Source organism: Microbulbifer maximicatervae (SeqCode) (assembly GCF_052467065.1).
In genome coordinates, this window is the sequence record NZ_CP174299.1 from 1,805,350 (window position 1) to 1,826,443 (window position 21,094).

The following is a 21,094-nucleotide window of genomic DNA, read 5'->3' on the forward strand; positions in this document are numbered from 1 at the left end:
GTTTGTTGTGCACCCATCGCGATTGGAAGGAATCAACTCCCTGTTTCTCGATTACAGGCGGCATTTTGAAACGGGAGATGTTGAGCAGATTGCCGACTTTTATCGTTTCCCACTGCACTACTACCGGGAAGATGGCGTAAAGCTCACCGTAGAACGGGATGAGTTTATCCAGCAGGTGGTTAAGCTCCTCAATGCTTATCGACGCCTTGGTGTCTGTCAGATTCTCGGCACTGTTACCGAGGTGATAGAGCTGAATAATTACAGCACCCTTGCGAGCTTGCGCTGGACCTTGCTACACCCGCAGGGGGAAGAAAAAGCGGTAGAGCTGTACAGCTCACAAACCCGCTATTTAGTCACCGAAGCTGCCGACGGCCTCAAAATTGACGGTTTAATAATTGTCGATGAAAGTGCCAAGATTCGTGAGGCAGCGAGAGAGCGCAAAAGGGCGGAATCATGAGTGACCGCTATGCGGTAGTGGGTAACCCTATAGAGCACTCCCTCTCACCGGAGATACACCGAGCCTTTGTCACGCAAACAGGCGAGGATATCGACTACAGTAAGCTGCTTGCCCCCCTGGATGGCTTTGTTAATTACGCGCGAACTTTTTTTGCTGAGGGTGGTTGTGGCCTCAATGTGACGGTGCCCTTCAAGCTGCAAGCATTTGAGATGGCGGATAACCTGACCGAGCGGGCTGCGTCAGTGGGAGCGGTGAATACCTTGGCACTGGCCGAAGGTGGAAAGATTCTAGGCGACAACACCGACGGGACCGGCCTGGTATTTGATATTTGCACCAACTTGGGCTGGGAAATCAAGGATCGGAAAGTTCTCTTGCTGGGAGCCGGCGGAGCCGCCCGGGGAGCACTGCTGCCAATCCTTGCGGAAAAACCAGCACATTTACATATTGCCAACCGCACCGCAGAAAAAGCGGTACAGCTTGCGGCAGAATTTTCCCAGTTGGGCGAATTAAGTGGTGGCGGCCTGGAGGAATTGAGAGGCTGCTACGACCTGATTATCAATGCGAGTTCCGCAAGCCTTGGCGGTGTGCTGCCGCCGCTTCCTGAAGGCTGTGTCGCCAGTCATGGTAAAGCTTACGACATGATGTACGCCGCCGAGCCAACGCCTTTTTTACAATGGGCGCGTGGACAGGGCGCAGAGAGTACTGATGGCCTTGGGATGTTGGTAGAGCAGGCCGCTGAGTCATTTTTACTGTGGCGCGGTGTACGTCCTGAAACAGCGCCGATCATGGCCAAGTTGCGCCGGGACCTCAATCAGACAACCGAAAATTAAAAGAGAGAAAGCGTTGTGCGTGATATTGTGCGAAACCTGTCGATTTGTTTTGCTGTGGGGTGTTTCGGTGGGCTCTGCTATGCCGTGGGGCTATGGGCCATGGGGCGGTATGGCTTCACCCAGTTTCTAGGGGTAGATTTGGCGCCATCCCTGAGCAATGCCTACCTGTACCAGCGCGTAGTTTGGGGTGGAGTTTTCGGGTTGCTGTTTTTGTTGCCTTTGCGCAACGCCTGGTTAATACGGGGCTTCCTCTTATCCCTGGTGCCGGCAGGGTTGATGTTGTTGTATCTTCTGCCGCAGAGAGGTTATGACTACGGTGCTCTGGTACTGGGACAAATGACGCCCCTGGTTATCGTTTTGGCTTGTGCCATTGGCGGCATAGGTGCATCGGCACTGCTGCGTCTACAGGGTAAATAGTGAGGAGGCCTTGGTTGCCAAGGCCTACCACATCACTGTTTAAATTCGATCTCAACCAAGCTGCAGCTTTGGGTATATCCCATAGCCCGCTTGATCGTGGGGAAGACTGACGCGGTAGCGACGCTGACCCCCAGCTCGATTCTCTGCCGGTTATCCAGTTGTGCACCTATCCGTTCGTTGAGAACAGGGTCGATTGTTTTGTAGCTGGCCACGGCTGTTGCAAAATCAAAAATGTCCTGCAAGTTCTCAGACAGGCCGCTGCCGCCTTGGATACAAGCTTTCACCAAGTGGGGTTCAACACCAGCCTCTAGGGCCATACGCACATTCAGTTGCAGGCACATGCCGCAATCAGCTACTTGCATTGCCGCTATTTTACTCACCCAAAAAACATCAATAGGTAAAAACTCCCTGTGCATGGATAGGGGCTGAAAATTTCTAAATTTTTCAAAGCCTTCAGGAGAGCCCTGAAGAAACTCGCGCAAGTAGTCCATGTCATAGCGGTACTTTTGGGAGAAGGCCTCCATTTCTTGGAGATATTGCTGTTTGGACATAGTTTGGCTCCTAATCAAGTCGGATTGAGTCACAGACCATCGGCCTACAACGCCAAGTCTTATGTAAAAGCCTGATAGGTAAAAATTAGTTTCTATCGGATATTTCGATAGGTGGGCTGTAAAAGTTACCGTAGAGTCGCCGGGCCTCTCGGGCGAACCATTGCGCAGCTAAGCCTTGTGGCGTCTGCTTGGACCAGAGCAGATCCACACCGAGGCTCCAGGTATTGAGAGAACCGGTTAAGTTGAGCTCAACCAACCTGCCGCTTTTTAAAAAGGGGCGGGCCAGTTCGTAGGGCGCATTGACCCACCCAACCCCCTTACATGCCAGATCCAGGGCCTGTAGCAGAGAATCACTTCGCCAAGTCTGCGCAGAGAGCTGCCAACGGTACCTTTGGGATTCTGGTGCTGTGGTGATCTGTCGGTGCTGGGCCGCTTCATTCAATGAGGATTGTTTTTTCTGGGCCAGGGGATGTTCCGGACAGGCCAGGCTAAGTACCCGCTGTTGTCCCAGGTTACTGGTATCCAGCGAGCTGGGATAGGAATCCCTTGAGGTGACAAAGGCAAAATCGGCTTCACCATGTGTCACCTGCTGGACCGCTTCCTCCCCAGTAACACTGCCGAGCTGAAGCTCAGTATGCGGGAAGCGCTCGCTGAAAGTTACCAGCATATCGTTGAGTCGATCCGGCATTACCAGCTCTTCAAATAATATATTGAGCTGGGGCTCCTCTCCCCGCTGGAAGGAATTTGCCGCCTGTTGGAAGCGCTGCAACTGCCCCAACGATTGACGTGCTAATGGCAGTAATGCCAAAGCGGCGGCGGTGGGTTGGGGATATTTCCCTTCGCGGTTAAATAGAGTCAGCCCCAAATCGAGCTCAAGATTTTGAATCAAGCTGCTTACAGAAGACTGAGCCCGGCCCACTTCGCGAGCAACCGCCGAAAAAGATCCGACTTCACAGGAGCGCACAAAAATATGCAGCTGGTCCATATTCAGGTTAAGCATAGCGGGGAGCCGGCAGTCACTATGGTTGCTGTTTAAGGAGATACTGATCTTTCAGTTTCACGTAGTTTTCAGCGGAATACTTAAAGAAAGCCTTTTCCTTGTCAGACAGGGGGCGCGCCTTTTTGCAGGGGGCGCCTACATAGAGATAACCACTCTCCAGGGTTTTACCGGGCGGAACCAGTGCTCCGGCTGCCAGTACGACATCGTCCTCAATAATGGCTGCGTCGAGAACAATAGATCCGATACCAATTAAGATCCGGTTGCCGATGGTACAACCGTGCAGGCAGGCTTTATGACCGATAGTGACATCTTCGCCAATAGTCAGCGGCCAACCGTCGGCGTTGAATGGTCCCGCATGGGTGATATGGAGAACAGCCCCATCCTGTACACTGGTTCGCGCGCCGATTCGGATCTTATGCATATCACCGCGCACAACGGCCATGGGCCATACGGAGCAATCATCCCCCAGGGTAACGTCACCAATGACTGCGGATTGCGGATCGATATATACGCTGTCGCCAAGTTCTGGAAACTTCTCGCCGTGGGAATCATCGTGGCTGCGCAGTGGGGACATAAATAAGCTCCTGTACAATGAATCCTCTATCATAGCTTTATCCTAATTCGAGCACAGAGTCTTATATGTCCAATCCACTGTTGAATATCCCGCTGCTGCCGCCTTTTGATAATCTCGAGCCCGAGCAGGTGGAACCCGCCATCGCCGAACTGATTAAAACGTGTGAGCAAACCCTTCAACAGGGATTGGAGACCCCCAGCTGGGATAATACGCTGGTGCCTCTGGAGCAGGCGGAAGACCAGCTAAATCGAGCCTTCTCCCCAGTCAGTCACCTGAATAGCGTTCTAAGTGGCCCCTGGCGGGCGCCCTATGAGGCCGCTTTAGCCAAAGTGACGGCTTACTGGACAAAGCAGGGGCAAAATCGTGAACTTTACGACCTGTACCTCCAATTAATGCAGTCGCCCGAGTTTGTAAACTGGCCACAGGCACGCAAGAAGTCTTTGGAGCTGGGAGTCAGAGACTTTGAACTCGGTGGTGTAGGCCTTGAAGGAGAGGCCCGTGAAAAGTTTGCCGTTAACAGTCAGCGTTTGGCGGAGTTATCCAGCCAATTTGCCAACAATGTCCTCGATGCAACCAATGCCTGGACCTGGCATACAAATGATGAAGCTCAGCTTCAGGGGCTTCCTCAAACTGCTCTTGCCGCTGCACGGAATGCAGCTGAGGCAAAAGGCCTGGATGGGTGGCTGATTACCTTAGAGGGGCCCAGCTTTCTCGCTGTTATGACCCACGCTGAAAATAGATCTCTGCGTCGGGATGTCCATTTGGCTTTTGTTAGTCGCGCATCCGAAGTTGGTCCCCAGGCAGGTGAATACGATAACTCCGAAGTGATGGAGGCAATTCTCGCATTGCGCGCTGAACAGGCCAGTTTACTGGGAATGAGCAGCTATGCGGAGTTGTCATTGGCCAGCAAAATGGCTCCAAATACAGAGCGGGTTTTGGAATTTCTACAGGATCTGGCAGAACGAGCCAGGCCAGCTGCCCAACGAGAAATGGCTGAGCTGAAAGCGTTTGCTGCAGACCAACTCAGTATTGAAGAGTTGCAACCATGGGATGTGGCCTGGGCCGCAGAAAAGCTCAAACAGCAGCGATACGCCATCAGCCAAGAGGAATTGAGGCCCTATTTCCCTTACGCCAAAGTCGTTGACGGCCTCTTTACTGTAGTGGACAAATTATTCGGAATCACAGTTGAAGAAGATACCAGCGTTGCTACTTGGCATGCCGACGTGCAGTTCTTTTGGCTGCTGAGAGATGGCGAAAAGATAGCTGGTTTCTATTTGGATGCGTTCGCGCGTGAGAAAAAGCGTGGCGGGGCCTGGATGGATACAGTAAGTAGTCGTCGCCACACGCTCAACGGACTCCAGTTGCCTATAGCTTATCTGGTGTGTAATTTCAGTCCGGCTGCAGGTGATATCCCCTCACTTTTAACCCACTCGGAAGTAACCACTTTATTCCATGAATTCGGCCATGGCCTCCACCATATGCTGACACAGATTGATGTGGCAGCAGTTTCTGGTATTAATGGTGTCGCTTGGGATGCGGTGGAAATGCCCAGCCAATTTCTGGAAAATTGGTGTTGGCAACCCCAGGCTATTTCCATAATTTCTGCACATTTCGAAACTGGAGAGGCCCTTCCCGAAGCTTTACTGAATAAAATGCTGGCAGCGAAAAATTTCCAGTCTGCCATGTTTACAGTACGCCAGTTGGAGTTTGCACTTTTTGATTTTCGCCTCCATGCCAGCGAAGAGGCATTGACCGCCGATAAAGTTCAGGTTTTACTGGATCAGGTACGAGCAGAGGTTGCTGTTGTGCCTATCGCCGCAGAAAACCGCTTCCAAAATGCTTTTAGCCATATTTTTGCTGGTGGTTATGCCGCAGGATATTACAGCTATAAATGGGCAGAAGTGCTTTCAGCAGATGCTTTTTCTCTATTTGAGGAAGATGGTATCTTTAATAGAGAGACGGGAAATAAATTTCTGCACAGTATTTTGGAACAGGGTGGTAGCCGTGATGCGTTGGAGCTGTTTGTTCAATTCCGTGGACGAGAGCCGCAAATTGATGCCCTATTGCGTCACTCTGGTATCGAGCAGCAAGAGCTGAATATCAGTCCTGTGTAACGGATAAGTCAATCATGAAATATTGAGTAGTAGTCATGATGAAGAAAGAAGATTCGGCTGAGTCTGGTAAGATCGTTAAAAAACGCTTTATTGCAGGGGCTGTGTGCCCCCGCTGTAGCGAAATGGATAAAATTATTAACTATCACAAGGATGGGAAAAATTATAGGGAATGTGTTGCCTGTGGGTTTAAGGATGAAATTCGATTGCAGTCAGCGCCAACAGAACTGTCTACTCGTGTTAACCAAGATACAGAGAAAGATATTCACGAGGAGCCAGTGAAACTTATCCAACCCACAAGTAGCCGTAAAAAGTGAAAAAAATATTTTTTATACTGGTGGTTTTTATTGCGGTTGCGATCATAGGTCTCTATGGCCTTGATCGCCATCGAAAAAATACAGAGCAGCAGAGAGAACAAGTTGCCTACCTATTGGCGAGCTGCGTGAATCAGGGGATACTTACGTTATTCCGTTTACAAGCTAATGACTGGAAAGCCCATCCAGATTTTTACATTGAAGAGGAAAATAGGTTGGGAGTGGCTGTAAAAGCTTTACCCGATCAAATCCTTAAAGGAGAATCTTTTGAAAAGTGGAGACATGCAATAAAGATTTGTGACAAGCTCACAAGGAATAGCAATTTGCAACATGTCACTATTTTTCGCCCCCTGGGCGATTTCTCCGAAAAGGAGATCTCCAATATATATACCTTGAAAGATCGCGGTGCTCTGCGGAAGCGGGAAAAGACTATTCACGCACTGTATGAATCAGCAGAAGCTGCAGCTCGCTATATGAAAGACCTAAAGCGAGATATCAACACGCAATTAAAAGCCTTTCGTTTTTCAGATAAAGAGCGCGAATTAACTCTTCAAAAAATCAGTTCGCAGGTTTTAGATAATTACCAACAAGGTAATTTTTCCAAAAAGCAGGCAGATACCTATCTGGAAAGAGTATCCCTTTTTTACAAAACCATGGCTGAGAATCCAAAGTCCTACAGTGTCCGAAACGGCAGCCTATATTTTTATAGCCAAGAATTAAAGCAGAAGGTTGAAGACCTATATGGCGCTGTTATACAGGGAGAGGGAGTGTTTTATGGAAATTTTAAGCAAATTCTAGTGCAAAAACAGGTACAGTCTTCAAGCTATTAAAAATATGAGCGGGTTTTATTATTTGTTGCTTTGCCCGCTCATTATTTACCAACCTGAGATTATAGCTTTAAATGTGTTTGTAGCATCATAAGAGATTTACTATTTTGATAGTGAGTAATCCTGACTGAAATAGTTAATTTCTCAATCGCAAAATTTGTCATATTCTGTTATTTATACATTAAAAAATAACTCTAAATATCCTGCCACAGTTTTACTGTAATTTACGTATCCAGGAATTGGTTACAGTGTAGTATTGAAAATATACTACGAGTCCTAAAGATCGTGCTCCGATCCACAAAAACAAGCTGAACCATATGCCTGTATTCCCCCAATTCCTTGTAAACCACCAGGCGGGAAAGAAAACCAGTACTGAGGCTATAAACATAGTATTACGCATATCGCGACTTTTCCCAGCACCAATAAAAACACCATCGAGCTGATAGCTCCAAACCGCTAATAAAGGTAGTGCACAGAGCCACCAATATACCTGTTCCGCTTGGTGGATTACTGGTTTGATATCTGTAAATAAGGATAGAATCAAGGGTTTCCCTGAAACTAGTACCAGCGTAATCAGGACAGCGCTTCCCAGGGCCCACAAACCTGCACTGCGAACGGTATTTCTGAATAGAGCCGTTGATCTCTTTGCCATGGATTCCCCAACCAAGGCCTCGGTAGCATGAGCAAAACCATCCAGGGCATAGGAAGTCATCATTAATAACTGTATAAGAATAGCATTTGCAGCAAGTACATTATCACCTTGGGCTGCCCCTTGTGCAGTAAAAAAAGTGAGTGTTAGCAAGAGCAAACAGGTTCTTATAAATAAGTCTGTATTTATCTTTAAAAGATTGATCCATGGGGATGAATCGATCCAGGGGAGAAGTTTCTTCTGCCCAATTTCTTTGTGTATATAAGACCAGATATCAACATGAACCCTGGTAAGAAGATATAGACCCAGTAGAAATGCAAAAATATCAGCGAGTACGGTTGCCGCTGCTGCACCTTTTGCCCCTAGGCCCAGGCCAAGGATAAATAGGAAATCGAGGGCTATGTTCAGAAGATTGGCAGCGAAAAGTATATATAGAGGCGCACGGCTATCTTGTCGACCAATAAAAAAACCCAGAATGGCAAAGTTTGCCAGAGCCAGGGGGGCAGATAACAGACGTATTTGTAGGTAGGCCAGTGCGTGGGGTTGTGCTTCCTGACTGGCATTCATCCACTCAACGATATAGTAGATTAAAGGAGAGGCAACAATAAACAGAGTGATTCCCAACCCCATGGCAAATACTAGTGCACGTACTAACCATTGAATCCCAAGATCTGTACTCCGAGCCACCAGTCCGGTAGTACCCATGCGCAGAAACCCAAATGCCCATAGAAGCATCGACATTACGCTAGCCCCGATAGCTACACCGGATAGGTACTCTGCAGATGGGAGGTGACCAAGAATTGCGGTATCTACTATCCCGAGTAATGGCACTGAAATATTACTCAGTATCATTGGCCAAGCCAGATTCCAGACGCGAGACATAGGTTGGGATTCAAGTTTTGTAGAAGAAGGCATAAGTCATAACAACTAGCGGATAGATTGGCTTCTAGCCGAAATCGGAAAAAGAAAAGCTGTGCAGGCGGATTCTACCAATGGTAACAGTACAGAGCTGATAAGATCCTTTTCCTAAATCGGTCTCCCAATACTGCTATTAGCAATTCATTTCGTAACGCTTACAAAATCGAAACGAAATATTTGGCGGAAAAATCATTTTGATTGAGTGTAGATAGTACAGGATTCTGTATTGATCTGCCTGATAATCCTCAAGCTTATCGAAACTAATCTGCCTTGGTTGTGTGAAGCAGTCAGAATTTAGTATTAGAGATTAAAAATCGTTGCCAATCTGTGTAAAAGTAATCAGGGGCACTTGAACCCGAGGATTTATACTTCTCTTGGCAGCATTATTAATGCTTGATTAGTTGTCATCTTTCACCAAATAAATTGCCATGTCTCTATTTGGAGCGACTTTTTTTCTACTTGTGGAAAAGTATCCTATCAAAGTGGTTAAATTTATTTGTTAATCACCGAATTTTTTCACAAAGCGACAACGTTATTCAAAAATGATCCCGATTGACTTTTTCTTGTCGATGTGTTCCTTTTGTACCTGCAGTAGTTGCGACAAATAAAGAAACTGGTTGTTGGTTGTACCTTTCCGGACGACGGCATCTGGAGTAAAAAATCTTTTACTAAGAATAACAAGTTGCACTGACGGCAGTAACGCGAGGTGGTCTCCTCGCCCAGTGTATGTAGTCTTGTGTTACTACAGTATGTCCACAAATTTTGTGTGGAATTAATCCTGTTAGGCAGTTGATACAGGTAAAATTCGCTTATCCGTGAAGGCCAGTGGCCAAAATAAAAATTACGGGTTTCCCTGAGAGACCCGCAACCACGGAGATCTGTAGGCGATGTTGAAAGGCTTTGATCGGCTGTTCGCCTTGCTGGCTACTTCGCTATCTGCACAAGCGGTGTTAGCGAATGAGCAGGACGTTGAGCGCTGGGGGGTTAATATGCCCCAGGGGGTGACAGAAGTCGCCCAGACCACCTACGAGCTACACATGCTGATCTTTTGGATTTGTGTGGCTATAGGGGCATTGGTGTTCAGCATCATGTTCTACAGCATGTGGCGGCACCGCAAAAGTAAGGGATACCAAGCGGCCCAATTTCATGAGAGCACGGTTGTGGAGTTGGTGTGGACTATTATTCCCACCGTCATCCTGATTCTGATGGCGATTCCGGCCACCAAAACGCTCTATGATATTTACGATACTGAGGAAGAAGATCTCAATATCGTAATCACCGGTTATCAATGGAAGTGGAAATATGAATATCGGGGCACTGATGTTTCATTCTTTTCCAGCTTGTCCACTCCCAAAGCTCAAATTGATAACCTTCAGCCTAAGGGTGCTAACTACCTCCTAGAAGTCGATGAGCCCCTGGTTGTTCCTATCAAGAAAAAAATACGCTTCCTGATTACTGCCAATGATGTGATACATGCGTGGTGGGTCCCAGATCTAGCTGTTAAAAAAGATGCTATCCCCGGTTTTATCAATGATGCCTGGACGCGTATTGAGGAGCCGGGAATATATCGCGGACAGTGTGCTGAATTGTGCGGAAAAGACCATGGCTTTATGCCTATTGTTGTGAAGGCAGTGCCACAGGCGGAATACGATGCCTGGCTGAGTTCTCGTGCAGCAGAAGCCATAAAAATGCGTGAACTTACAGCGAAGACATTTACCTTCGAAGAGCTTTTTGCTCAGGGTGAAAAAGTCTATACACGCACATGTGCCGCCTGCCACCAGCCGAACGGGCAGGGAGTACCCGGAGTATTCCCGCCGATTGCTGGATCAAAAATTGCTACCGGTCCCCTCAATGGCCACTTAGACATCGTTATCGACGGTTCCGCGGTAAACCCCGCAATGCAGGCTTTTGGTGAACAGCTATCAGAAGTGGACCTGGCTGCGGTAATTACTTACCAGCGAAACGCTTTCGGCAACGAGATGGGTGATACGGTCCAACCCGTAGATATCCTCAACTTTAAGAATAAGCAGTAAACGCCCGGAGGAATTTAAGAATGGCACATGGTCCTCAACCCGGTATAAAGCGTTGGCTCTATACGACCAACCACAAAGATATAGGCTCTATGTATTTGTGGTTTAGTTTTGCGATGTTCCTACTCGGCGGATGTATGGCATTGGTTATACGCGCTGAATTATTCGAGCCCGGTTTGCAAATTGTACAGCCGGAATTTTTCAATCAAATGACCACAATGCATGGTCTGATCATGGTATTTGGTGCAGTTATGCCGGCTTTTGTGGGGTTGGCTAACTGGATGATACCAATGATGATTGGTGCGCCAGATATGGCACTGCCAAGAATGAATAACTGGAGTTTTTGGATTTTGCCCTTTGCTTTCGCAATGTTGGCATCGACCTTATTTATGGAAGGGGGTGCGCCTAATTTCGGTTGGACATTTTATGCGCCACTTTCAACGGAATATGCGCCACCCAGCGTAACTTTCTTCATTTTTGCCATTCATATTATGGGTGCCTCGTCCATCATGGGTGCGATCAACATTATCGCTACCATTTTGAATATGCGTGCTCCTGGTATGACCTTGATGAAAATGCCGTTGTTTGTATGGACCTGGCTGATCACTGCTTACCTTTTGATTGCGGTAATGCCGGTGTTAGCCGGAGTAGTGACCATGATGTTGATGGACATTCATTTTGGCACAAGTTTCTTCAGTGCAGCCGGTGGCGGTGATCCGGTTTTATTCCAGCATGTGTTCTGGTTCTTTGGACACCCGGAAGTCTACATCATGATTTTGCCGGCCTTTGGCATTATCTCTGCAATTATTCCCACCTTCGCTCGTAAGCCTCTTTTTGGATACAGCTCCATGGTATATGCCACCGCAGCAATTGCATTCCTGAGCTTTATCGTATGGGCGCACCATATGTTTACTGTGGGAATGCCGATTGCTGGTGAGCTGTTCTTTATGTATGCCACAATGCTGATCGCTGTACCTACAGGAGTGAAAATCTTTAACTGGGTTTCTACCATGTTCCGGGGATCCATGACGTTTGAAACCCCGATGCTTTTTGCAATTGCATTCATCATCCTTTTCGCCATCGGTGGATTCTCTGGTCTGATGCTAGCGATTGCGCCTGCAGACTTCCAATATCACGATACGTACTTTGTGGTTGCCCATTTCCACTATGTGCTGGTTCCTGGTGCAATCTTCTCAATTACTGCTGGTGTTTACTATTGGTTGCCTAAATGGACTGGCCATATGTATAGCGAAGTTATGGGCAAGGTACATTTCTGGCTGGCATTTATTGGTCTCAATGTAACTTTCTTCCCAATGCACTTTGTTGGCCTGGCCGGTATGCCACGTCGGATACCTGATTACGCACTGCAATTTGCGGATTTCAATCAAATATCCAGTATCGGTGCCTTCCTATTTGGCGCTGCACAAATAGTATTTTTGTTTAATGTGGTTCGAACTGTAATGGGCGGGAAAAAAGCATCTGATCAGGTTTGGGATGATCCTGAAGGACTGGAATGGACGGTTGCTTCCCCGGCCCCATATCACACGTTTAGTACGCCACCGGTTGTACGTTGACCTATGAAAGTTGGAGCAAATGCAAAGGTAACTATCAAGCTGCTGGCCGTGGCGACCAGCATGCTGGTATTTGCAATTTTCATTATGCCGCCTATTTACGATGTCTTCTGTGAAATCACAGGGCTCAATGGTAAAACCGGTGGTCGTTATGAAGCTGTGCCAGCTGCGATTGATAAAAATAGGCTGGTCACAGTGCAATTTGTGGCAAACAATAATGAAAATATGCCATGGGAATTTCGCCCGAGTGTGATGTCTTTGAAAGTACACCCTGGAGAAATTAAAGATACTGTTTTTATTGCAGAAAATAAGACATCTAGGGATATGGTTGGTCAGGCAATTCCCAGTATGGTTCCTTTCAAAGCTGCTGAGTACTTTCATAAAACAGAGTGTTTTTGCTTCAACCAGCAAGAATTAAAAGCGGGAGAGACTGCAGAATTACCACTACGTTTTATTGTGGATCCAGATCTTCCCGCAAGTGTTAATACTGTAACGCTTTCCTATACGTTGTTTGATGTAACGGAAAGGTTTGCCAATAAAACCGATAAGAATGATATCGACCCCGAGCGAGAGGGATAAAAATTATGGCTAGTGAAAGCAGTTATTACGTGCCCGAACAATCCAGGCTGCCAATTTTTGCGACGATAGGTCTATTCCTAATAGCGTTTGGCGCAGCAAATTGGATTAATGGAGGAAGCTCTTATATTTTCTTCACCGGTGCGTTAGCGATGGCCGCAGTTTTGTGGTTTTGGTTTGCTGCCGTAATCAAAGAGAATATGGCAGGGCTCAACAGTGAACAGTTAAAGAGATCATATGTTTGGGGGATGGGCTGGTTTATATTTTCTGAGGTGATGTTTTTTGCTGCGTTCTTTGGAGCACTTTATTACATACGCAATTTTACAGTTCCCTGGCTAGGTGGTGAAGGTGATCGTGGAATTTCCAATATGCTTTGGGAGGGATTCGAAAGTAGCTGGCCCCTATATGTGACTCCTGACGCCGCAGCAAACGGAGAAACGGCAAAATTTATGGGGCCTAAAGATGTGATAGACCCATGGCACTTGCCACTATGGAACACCATCATACTTCTCACCTCCAGTGTAACTGTACACTTCGCACATGTTTTCCTGAAAAAGAATCAAAGAAAAAATTTCAATATATTACTGGCAATCACTGTGGCATTGGGTGGGGCGTTTATTTTTCTACAAGGTAAAGAATACTACGAAGCCTATCAACACTTGGGGTTAACACTTGAGTCAGGAATCTATGGTACAACATTCTTTATGCTGACCGGATTTCATGGTGCCCATGTCACACTCGGTACAATTATGTTGTTGATCATGTTGTTAAGGTCTGTGATAGCCAATCATTTTAGACCTGATGATCACTTCGGCTTTGAAGCAGCAAGTTGGTATTGGCATTTTGTCGATGTAGTTTGGGTCGGGCTGTTTATATTTGTATATGTTCTAGGTGCTTAATGTGGGCAAGGCTTTCTATCGTATAAATAGAAAGCCTTTGTTTTCTTAATATTTATCAGCCCAAGGTGCCGTTTTTGCCAAAATGCCACTTTCAAAGCCGTACCAAATGGCAAGAAGTAAGAGTGACGCTAGGAGTATTCTAATACCTAATGCGTAGAGTGTGCGCTTGGATTGAGGTGTTCCCATATCTCTAAGTAGAAAAAAAAGTGCACTTGAAAGACTTGCAAGTACGGAAAGGAATAGGACAACAATAACAATCTTTAGCCACATTTTATTATTTTCCATTATTTATGTAGTTGCGCATGATAGTAGATATTCCATCAGCTTCTGCGAAAGATATCAGTTTACCACTGATTCGCAATTGGCCCATCACGATATTTTCTCTGGGTGCATTCATCCTTTTTATCTTTTTAGGATTGTGGCAGCTTGATAGGGCAAAGCAGAAAGTCGAACTTATACAAAAGGTAGAGAGTAGGCTCTCTCTGCAACCGCAGGAAATTTCAAATCTAAGTTCTTATCAAGAGTATGCGTCTGTAACTTTAGCGGGAGTTTTCCAGAAGGAAATATATTTTCTGGATAACCGGACCAGAAACGGTCGTGTGGGCTATGAAGTACTACAAGTATTTTCAACAGAAAATACTGATTGGCTTGTCAATAGAGGTTGGATTCCCTCTGCTGGCGACCGAGATAGCTTACCTGAAGTAACAGCTTTACTTGATGTGAAATCACTTCAGGGCTACTTATACCCTATCGATACTGAATCCTACTCGAATGTTAGTATAGACCCGGTTTTCAAAAATAGAATTCAACAAATAAATTCAAATTTCATTGAGGCTATCGGTTTAGTCAACAATAGATGGTCGATCCGTTTGTTTGCGGATTCAGGTGCAGCTTTAATTACTGATTGGAATTTTTTCAATAGTGGCCCTGAAAAACATCAAGCGTATGCTTTCCAGTGGTTCACGATGGCAATAGCTATCTGGCTTTTATGGGCTTATTCAGCCACAAATATTATTTTTAGATTACGTCGTAGATTGAGTAGAAGTTTGAAAAAGGAGTTTCAAAATGAAATCAAATAGTCAGCCAGTTTCACCTGAAAGAAATCTGAGCAAAAGGAAGCCAGCGAATAAAATCATTCAAGGACTCTCAGTGCTAGCATCCGTCGTACTCCCAATTACAGCTGCCTGTGTCGTTTACTATACGGGCTTAGGCATGCCTAAAGAGACGATTAATCAAGGTGAATTATTGCAGCCCCCATTTGATATCACTGAAATAAAAATCACCTTTCAAGGACAGCAGCAATCCCTGGCACAAGAGGGAGAATCAAAATGGCGCTATCTAATATTAAGTGACAGTGATTGTGGCAAAGATTGTGAAGATCTTTTGTATATAAGTAGGCAGGTTCATATTCGGCTGGGGGAAAAAGCTCATAGGGTTGAGAGGCTACTCGTGGTTGGTGATAGTTTGGATGAAAAACGACAAGAACAAATACAAATTGAGCATCCGAAACTAAAAATAGTGAATTTGGATGATGAAAACTTTAAGCAGTTGGTACAGAAAACTGATCATGACGGTGTGACTTCAACCAAGGCGTTGCTGGTTGATCAGGAGGGTTATGCAATGATGGCCTATGATCGGCAGCATAGCGGAAACCAATTGCTTAAAGATATAAAAAGATTATTGAAGTACTCCTACGAGCAATAAGATTAGAATTTGGAGATTTTCAGTAATGTCTAAACAAGAAACCCCTAAGAATTGGCGACATATCATTACCTGGGCGGCCTGTATACTAGCTGTCGTAGTTGTTGTTCTAGGTGCATTTACTAGACTGGTGGATGCCGGTTTGGGCTGTCCAGACTGGCCTGGTTGTTATGGTCATCTCACCTGGCCGAATGATATAAAAGAAATTAAGACGGCCAATATGATTTTTCCGGACTCCCCGGTAGATGTTAGTAAAACTTGGCCGGAAATGGTCCATCGATACTTTGCAGGAACTTTACTTTTATTCGTTGTATTGCTCACTTATCTTGCTTGGAGAGATCGGCAAGCTCCAACCTTTAAGCATACACATATTCTTTTAATTATTATTATACTGCAAGCTGCTTTTGGGATGTGGACGGTAACCTTGAAGCTTTGGCCGCAGGTAGTCACTGCTCATCTATTAGGTGGAATGGCAACGTTATCTATGTTGTGGATTCTCTGTGAAAGGTTGGCTGATAAACCTAGACAATTACATGGTAGGCATTTACCGGGAATAAGGCGATTACGGCTACTTGCACTGACTGCAGTTGCAATAGTAATTCTACAGATTGGACTCGGCGGTTGGACCAGCTCTAATTACGCAGCTTTAGCCTGTCCAGATTTTCCAACTTGTCATAACCAATGGTGGCCACAGGCAAACTTTGCGGAAGGCTTTAATATCTTTCAACAAATTGGCCCAAATTATTTAGGTGGTGCATTAGAGAATGATGCACGTACAGCCATACATCTTGCCCATCGTATAGGAGCACTGATTACAACAGCAATTGTACTGATTCTTTCAGTTTTGGCTTGGAGATCTGAATTGAGGGGTTGGTCATCATGGCTTACCGGGGTACTACTTCTTCAGGTCAGCTTGGGAATAGTAAATGTTGTTATGTCTCTACCATTAGGGATTGCTGTGGCACACAATGCTGGTGCAGCTCTTCTACTTCTTAGTTTGCTAACTTTTTGTTATCGAATATACACAATGAATGTCGTCATTATAAATAAACAAGAGGTAGTCGATGTGGAAGTAATAGAGCGGGGAGATGGTTTAACTACCGAACCCAATCTTAATTAGATACAAAGCGAATATAAATATAAAAATAGGTGCGAATATGGCCATAAACTCCGCGGGAATACATCAAATTCAATGGCGGGACTACTATGAGCTTACTAAGCCTCGAGTAGTTATGCTTATGCTGTTAACTTCTGTTATTGGAATGTTTTTAGCTGTTCCAGGAATGGTCCCGCTAGATATTTTAGTATTTGGTAATTTGGGAATTGCATTTTGTGCGGGTAGTGCTGCGGCAGTGAATCATTTAGTTGATCGTCATATTGATACAAAAATGGCTCGTACTAGTAATCGCCCGATTGCGAAAGGACGGGTTGAGCCAGTTAAAGCGGTTGCTTTTGCTCTTATCTTGGGTGTGACAGGAATGTTTATCCTGTTGTTTTTTGTCAATGCCCTTACCGCTTGGCTAACCTTAATATCTCTTCTCGGATATGCGGTGATTTACACCATGTTTCTGAAACGCGCCACACCACAAAACATTGTTATAGGTGGGCTTGCAGGAGCCGCTCCGCCCTTACTGGGATGGACTGCGGTTACTGGGGAAGTGCATGGGCATGCATTGTTGTTAGTATTGATTATTTTTGCTTGGACTCCTCCACACTTTTGGGCCCTTGCAGTACATAGAAAAGAAGAGTACGCAAAAGCTGATGTTCCCATGTTGCCGGTTACACATGGGATACCCTATACAAACCTAAATATAGTTTTGTATACCTTTATTTTACTGGCCGTTAGCCTATTGCCCTTTGCCACCGCGATGTTTGGGTGGTTATATTTACTGGGAGCTGTCGTACTTGGGTTTGGTTTTGTTTATTGGAGCTTTGTAATGCTCATTGGAAAAAAACCCAATGCTGGTATGGAGACTTTCAAATATTCAATAATTTATTTAATGGCACTATTTTTTATCATGCTATTAGATCATTATTTAATTGAAGTGTGAGGGAAAAGTGGAAAATCAATATTCTGCCATTGATAAACAGAAACGTGGAATTAGAATTACCGTTATTGCTCTTCTAGTATTGATTCTTGCTGTGCTTGCTGGATTTATACATAAGCTCGGACAGCCTCGTATTATTACTGATGAGGAACTTAGAATTAATGGCACTGTAAAACTGCAGAGACCAAGAATCATAGAAGATATACAATTATTGTCTGATGACAGTAGAGATTTCTATACTAAAGACTTCCAAGGTAAGTGGACTCTGGTATTTTTTGGGTTTACTCACTGTCCAGATATCTGTCCAACAACTCTATCTATACTTAATAATTTTTATAAAACTTTAGACGAAAGTACCAGAGCATCTACGGAAGTAGTACTCGTATCGGTTGACCCAAGTAGGGACAAGCCGGAGCAGTTGGGGCAATATGTCCGTTATTTTAATTCTGAATTTCGTGGTATTACCGGTGATTTTTTTAAGCTGAAGAAATTTGCCACTCAGCTAAATGTACCTTTTAATAAAGTTTCTCTTGTTGAGGGCGGTTATACTATCGATCATGGATCTCAAGTTGTATTAATTAATCCTAGAGGACATTATCACGCCTTTTTTAAGGCACCTCTAGATCCTGCGAAAATGAAGTTGACCTATCGTTCAATACGAGCGACCTTTAATGGATAGTGAAGGAATCGCATGAGCTATTGTTATCAAATAAGATATTAATTCTGGGCCAATCAATGCAAAATGAAGTTGCTGCTTTAAGGAGAAGAGGAGATCAGACACCATCTGGTATGGTGAGTCCTTGGGCTGCACCTATCTTGCTATCACTTTGTATAATTCCTTTTGGCTGGAGTGGGCTTATAGCCCCCTTAATCTGGATTTTCCTGCGAGCAATAGAGTCTACTAGCGGTTGGCTGAGAGCGCTGTCTTTTCTTTCTGTAGCTCTTTTAATGCTAATATCGGGGTTAAATTTGCTTCCTGGCAGTGAACATATCCAGGTATTGCCACCCTATACAGATGCAAGTGGTAATATTATCTATGCCAGTATAAACAGCGGTAAAGCAGTTATTGCTATTGCCTTATTGGCTTTTATGTTGCGCATGAAGCAGACCTTCCGTTTTACAGACTTACCCTATCTTTTATTGGCTATATTTACTCCCGTTGCATTGGGTCTACTCCTGTATACGCCTTCGATAAAATTTACTGGCACTATCGCCGTTGCGGTAATGATAAACTTAGTAATTGTTTGCATTTCTGAAGAGGGGTTCTTCCGGTGGATATTACAGCGGGGTACCGAAGAACTATTAGGGCGCTGGCGCTGGTTATCCGTACCAGTTGTAGCTACGGTGTTTGTGCTTCTCCATGGAGGTTGGTCAGCAGATATCTCCGCAGTTCTATTATTGATAGTCGCCTCAATCTGTTATGCATTGATTTGGACATTGCGGCAGAATTTTTGGATATGCGTAATGACGCATTGGGGGGTAAATCTTTTGCATATGCTCTTGTTGCCTTACCCGTTACCCGGCTAGGCCATATATCATCTGCTTTGGATCATTGTTTTATTGTTACCCCTAAGATTCAGCCAATCTGCAGTTATAAGAAAGACAACGATTTAATCTTTGTAGATTAACAAATCAAAGTAATGTATTTAAGAAATGTGGTTCTAGATGAGCACCATCTACGGTAAATTTTCTAGATATATTCATACAAATAGGGAGATTGTCATTTGAAAAATTATTTTTTAGTTGGAACATTATGTGCACTAACTTGCAATCCTGTATTTGCAGGTGAAGGTAAAGATCTGGCTCAAGAGCTGGTTCAAGAGTATTTGATTGTTGATGGACATGTAGATGTTCCCTATCGTCTCGAACAAGCTGAAGAAGATGTTGGACTTAGCACGGATAAGGGAGACTTTGATTACCCTCGAGCTAAAGCAGGTGGACTAAATGCCCCCTTTATGTCTATTTATGTCCCAGCAGAAAAGGAGGATGAAGGTATTGCCAAATCGTATGCAGATACTTTGATTGATAAAGTGGAGGCAATGGTCAAACAGCACCCGGATAAGTTTGCAATACCTAAGTCAATAAATGATCTACAAAAGCAAGTCGATGCCGGCTTAATTTCATTACCTTTGGGTATAGAGAACGGGGCTCCTATTGAGGGGGATCTTGCCAATTTAAAGTATTTCTCTGATAGAGGGGTGAGGTATATTACCTTAGCCCACTCAAAGAGCAATCATATCTCTGATTCCTCGTATGATAAAAACAGGCCCTGGGAAGGCTTGAGTGCATTCGGAAAGCGCTTGGTACGAGAGATGAATCGGATGGGAGTAATGATCGATATTTCCCACGTATCAGATGCAGCTTTTTGGCAAGTTGTTGATTTATCCGCTGTTCCTGTTATCGCTTCACACTCTTCGGCAAGGCATTTTACGCCGGGATTTGAACGAAATATGAATGATGAAATGATAAAGGCGTTGGCTGACAACGGCGGTATCATCATGGTGAATTTTGGCTCTACTTTTATTAGTGGTGATTCACTGAATTCATATCGTGAAATAACTGATCAGGTTGAGAAATTTGTTAAAGAAAAGGATTTACCTAAAGATAGTAAGGAAGTTGAGGAGTACTCCGATAAGCTTTCAACTGAGAAGTTCATTTTTGCAGATTTGGAAGATGTTCTTGATCATTTCGACCATATTCGTGATTTAGTGGGAGTGGATCATATAGGCATTGGATCGGATTTTGACGGTGTCGGAGATAGCTTGCCCGTCGGCTTAAAAGACGTCTCTCAATATCCTAATTTGGTTGAAGGCCTGCTGAAGCGTGGGTATAGCAAGCAGGATATTAAAAAAATTCTAGGCGGAAATTTAGTTAGAGTTTGGCAAGCTAATGAAGATTACGCCAAGCGCAATAAAGGATGAGACTCACACTCCTCTAACCATCTGAGGCTGCACTATTCTGTCAATAATGTTCAAACGGGCAAAGCCCGTTTGTTTTGTATTATTAATGCAGAAAATACTTTTGGCCGGTTATTTTCGATCTAAGAAAGTACGATTGATAGTGGGTTGGACTGGACTGTCGATTGCCGGTATTTTCTTTTTATGGGGAATTTTAGGATTTCTTTCATTTATTCCCTCAATGCTGGACGTTTTTGGCGTATTGTGGATGCGGATTCCAGCTGGTATTACAGTTTTTGGTTTGCTGATGGCGGCAATTGGATTCTGGGAATTTGATGAAGATTAGAGGATATGGTGCGTGCTCAAAGTATCAGATTTCTTTATCTTACTGGCAGTTTTAATCTCTTTGATATTATCCGCGAGTTTGTGGTTTAGCGGTTATAAGGAGCAAGGAATTTTTACCGCACTTTGGGTTCCCACTATTCTGACACTGGGCATCTATTTCAAAGTGACGGCTTTGCTAGCTCGCAGGAGATAGTTGTGCCTGAAATTTATCTGTTATTGATTGGAGTGGCGGTTTCGCTTTTTGAGTTAATAGGAATTCTACTGGGCATTCGTGAGTTTCGAAAGGCAGGGCAAGAATTGACTAAACAGCGTATTTCTTTGGAGTCGGCAGCAATAAGAGTGCGGAAGAATGGCGTAGAAAAATGATTGTCGTCCTTAA

General features: G+C 44.8%; 24 protein-coding genes. 19 read left to right on the plus strand and 5 right to left on the minus strand.

Annotated elements, in window-relative coordinates; all coding sequences use genetic code 11:
- Positions 1–7 precede the first annotated feature (7 nt).
- The 3 genes from ACJJI1_RS07985 to ACJJI1_RS07995 are packed head-to-tail and all read left to right on the plus strand — an operon-like array spanning position 8 to position 1,704.
- Positions 8–457: a DUF6841 family protein gene (locus ACJJI1_RS07985; protein ID WP_413663901.1), complete on the plus strand. Its 450-nt coding sequence runs from the start codon at positions 8–10 to the stop codon at positions 455–457.
- Entirely contained in the window at positions 454–1,287 is an 834-nt protein-coding gene (gene aroE / locus ACJJI1_RS07990) for a shikimate dehydrogenase (RefSeq protein WP_444959021.1), read from the plus strand. The genes ACJJI1_RS07985 and aroE overlap by 4 nt, the downstream gene beginning before the upstream one ends.
- Positions 1,288–1,302: 15 nt before the next feature.
- A complete protein-coding gene (locus tag ACJJI1_RS07995; RefSeq protein ID WP_282930533.1) occupies positions 1,303–1,704 on the plus strand; it encodes a hypothetical protein in 402 nt (133 codons plus the stop codon).
- Positions 1,705–1,736: 32 nt separating this feature from the next.
- On the opposite strand, the gene ACJJI1_RS08000 is transcribed toward ACJJI1_RS07995, so the two are convergent.
- The 3 genes from ACJJI1_RS08000 to ACJJI1_RS08010 form a co-directional block, all read right to left on the minus strand.
- Positions 1,737–2,255, minus strand: a complete 519-nt coding sequence (locus ACJJI1_RS08000) for a carboxymuconolactone decarboxylase family protein (protein WP_444959022.1) — start codon at positions 2,253–2,255, stop codon at positions 1,737–1,739.
- Between the two features lie 85 nt (positions 2,256–2,340).
- The gene (locus ACJJI1_RS08005) at positions 2,341–3,255 is read right to left on the minus strand and encodes a LysR family transcriptional regulator (RefSeq protein WP_444959023.1); all 915 of its coding nucleotides are present in this window, start codon (positions 3,253–3,255) and stop codon (positions 2,341–2,343) included.
- A gap of 19 nt (positions 3,256–3,274) precedes the next feature.
- Positions 3,275–3,829, minus strand: a complete 555-nt coding sequence (locus ACJJI1_RS08010) for a gamma carbonic anhydrase family protein (RefSeq protein ID WP_444959024.1) — start codon at positions 3,827–3,829, stop codon at positions 3,275–3,277.
- A 65-nt stretch (positions 3,830–3,894) separates the two neighbouring features.
- On the opposite strand from ACJJI1_RS08010, the gene ACJJI1_RS08015 reads away from it, so the two are divergent.
- From ACJJI1_RS08015 to ACJJI1_RS08025, 3 genes are read left to right on the plus strand one after another with little or no spacing between them, the layout of a single operon-like run.
- Entirely contained in the window at positions 3,895–5,943 is a 2,049-nt protein-coding gene (locus ACJJI1_RS08015; RefSeq protein ID WP_444959025.1) for a M3 family metallopeptidase, read from the plus strand.
- 35 nt (positions 5,944–5,978) lie between these two features.
- A complete protein-coding gene (locus ACJJI1_RS08020; RefSeq protein WP_282930528.1) occupies positions 5,979–6,257 on the plus strand; it encodes a YheV family putative zinc ribbon protein in 279 nt (92 codons plus the stop codon).
- Positions 6,254–7,084, plus strand: a complete 831-nt coding sequence (locus ACJJI1_RS08025) for a hypothetical protein (RefSeq protein WP_444959026.1) — start codon at positions 6,254–6,256, stop codon at positions 7,082–7,084. Before ACJJI1_RS08020 ends, ACJJI1_RS08025 begins: the two co-directional genes overlap by 4 nt.
- 211 nt (positions 7,085–7,295) lie before the next feature.
- Here ACJJI1_RS08025 and ACJJI1_RS08030 read toward each other — a convergent pair whose 3' ends face one another.
- Positions 7,296–8,582 carry an MATE family efflux transporter gene (locus ACJJI1_RS08030; RefSeq protein WP_444959027.1) on the minus strand — a complete coding sequence of 429 codons (1,287 nt, stop codon included), beginning with the start codon at positions 8,580–8,582 and terminating at the stop codon, positions 7,296–7,298.
- A 953-nt stretch (positions 8,583–9,535) separates the two neighbouring features.
- Here ACJJI1_RS08030 and coxB point away from each other — a divergent pair.
- From coxB to ACJJI1_RS08050, 4 genes are read left to right on the plus strand one after another with little or no spacing between them, the layout of a single operon-like run.
- Positions 9,536–10,681, plus strand: coding sequence for a cytochrome c oxidase subunit II (gene coxB / locus ACJJI1_RS08035; RefSeq protein ID WP_444906770.1), 1,146 nt, complete (start codon positions 9,536–9,538; stop codon positions 10,679–10,681).
- A gap of 20 nt (positions 10,682–10,701) precedes the next feature.
- Positions 10,702–12,252, plus strand: a complete 1,551-nt coding sequence (gene ctaD, locus ACJJI1_RS08040) for a cytochrome c oxidase subunit I (protein ID WP_282930524.1) — start codon at positions 10,702–10,704, stop codon at positions 12,250–12,252.
- Positions 12,253–12,255: 3 nt separating this feature from the next.
- On the plus strand, positions 12,256–12,828 hold the full coding sequence (locus tag ACJJI1_RS08045) for a cytochrome c oxidase assembly protein (protein WP_444906769.1): 573 nt from the start codon (positions 12,256–12,258) through the stop codon (positions 12,826–12,828).
- A gap of 5 nt (positions 12,829–12,833) precedes the next feature.
- A complete protein-coding gene (locus tag ACJJI1_RS08050; RefSeq protein WP_282930522.1) occupies positions 12,834–13,724 on the plus strand; it encodes a cytochrome c oxidase subunit 3 in 891 nt (296 codons plus the stop codon).
- 45 nt (positions 13,725–13,769) lie between these two features.
- On the opposite strand, the gene ACJJI1_RS08055 is transcribed toward ACJJI1_RS08050, so the two are convergent.
- Positions 13,770–14,009, minus strand: coding sequence for a DUF2909 domain-containing protein (locus ACJJI1_RS08055; protein ID WP_444911855.1), 240 nt, complete (start codon positions 14,007–14,009; stop codon positions 13,770–13,772).
- Positions 14,010–14,026: 17 nt separating this feature from the next.
- Here ACJJI1_RS08055 and ACJJI1_RS08060 point away from each other — a divergent pair, with 17 nt between their 5' ends.
- The 9 genes from ACJJI1_RS08060 (at position 14,027) to ACJJI1_RS08100 (ending at position 21,081) form a co-directional block, all read left to right on the plus strand.
- Complete coding sequence (locus ACJJI1_RS08060; protein WP_282930521.1) at positions 14,027–14,803, plus strand: SURF1 family protein; 777 nt, start codon at positions 14,027–14,029, stop codon at positions 14,801–14,803.
- Positions 14,790–15,428, plus strand: coding sequence for a redox-active disulfide-containing membrane protein (locus ACJJI1_RS08065; RefSeq protein ID WP_444906767.1), 639 nt, complete (start codon positions 14,790–14,792; stop codon positions 15,426–15,428). Before ACJJI1_RS08060 ends, ACJJI1_RS08065 begins: the two co-directional genes overlap by 14 nt.
- A gap of 25 nt (positions 15,429–15,453) precedes the next feature.
- Positions 15,454–16,545 (plus strand): COX15/CtaA family protein, encoded by a 1,092-nt coding sequence (locus ACJJI1_RS08070; RefSeq protein ID WP_444959028.1) that lies wholly within the window; start codon positions 15,454–15,456, stop codon positions 16,543–16,545.
- Positions 16,546–16,582: 37 nt separating this feature from the next.
- A complete protein-coding gene (gene cyoE / locus ACJJI1_RS08075; RefSeq protein ID WP_444959029.1) occupies positions 16,583–17,476 on the plus strand; it encodes a heme o synthase in 894 nt (297 codons plus the stop codon).
- A 7-nt stretch (positions 17,477–17,483) separates the two neighbouring features.
- Positions 17,484–18,152 (plus strand): SCO family protein, encoded by a 669-nt coding sequence (locus ACJJI1_RS08080; RefSeq protein ID WP_444959030.1) that lies wholly within the window; start codon positions 17,484–17,486, stop codon positions 18,150–18,152.
- Between the two features lie 20 nt (positions 18,153–18,172).
- Positions 18,173–19,000 carry a CPBP family intramembrane glutamic endopeptidase gene (locus ACJJI1_RS08085; protein WP_444959031.1) on the plus strand — a complete coding sequence of 276 codons (828 nt, stop codon included), beginning with the start codon at positions 18,173–18,175 and terminating at the stop codon, positions 18,998–19,000.
- 197 nt (positions 19,001–19,197) lie between these two features.
- Entirely contained in the window at positions 19,198–20,394 is a 1,197-nt protein-coding gene (locus ACJJI1_RS08090; RefSeq protein ID WP_444959032.1) for a dipeptidase, read from the plus strand.
- Between the two features lie 85 nt (positions 20,395–20,479).
- Positions 20,480–20,716: a hypothetical protein gene (locus tag ACJJI1_RS08095; protein ID WP_444906761.1), complete on the plus strand. Its 237-nt coding sequence runs from the start codon at positions 20,480–20,482 to the stop codon at positions 20,714–20,716.
- A 194-nt stretch (positions 20,717–20,910) separates the two neighbouring features.
- Complete coding sequence (locus ACJJI1_RS08100; protein ID WP_444906760.1) at positions 20,911–21,081, plus strand: hypothetical protein; 171 nt, start codon at positions 20,911–20,913, stop codon at positions 21,079–21,081.
- Positions 21,082–21,094: the final 13 nt, after the last annotated feature.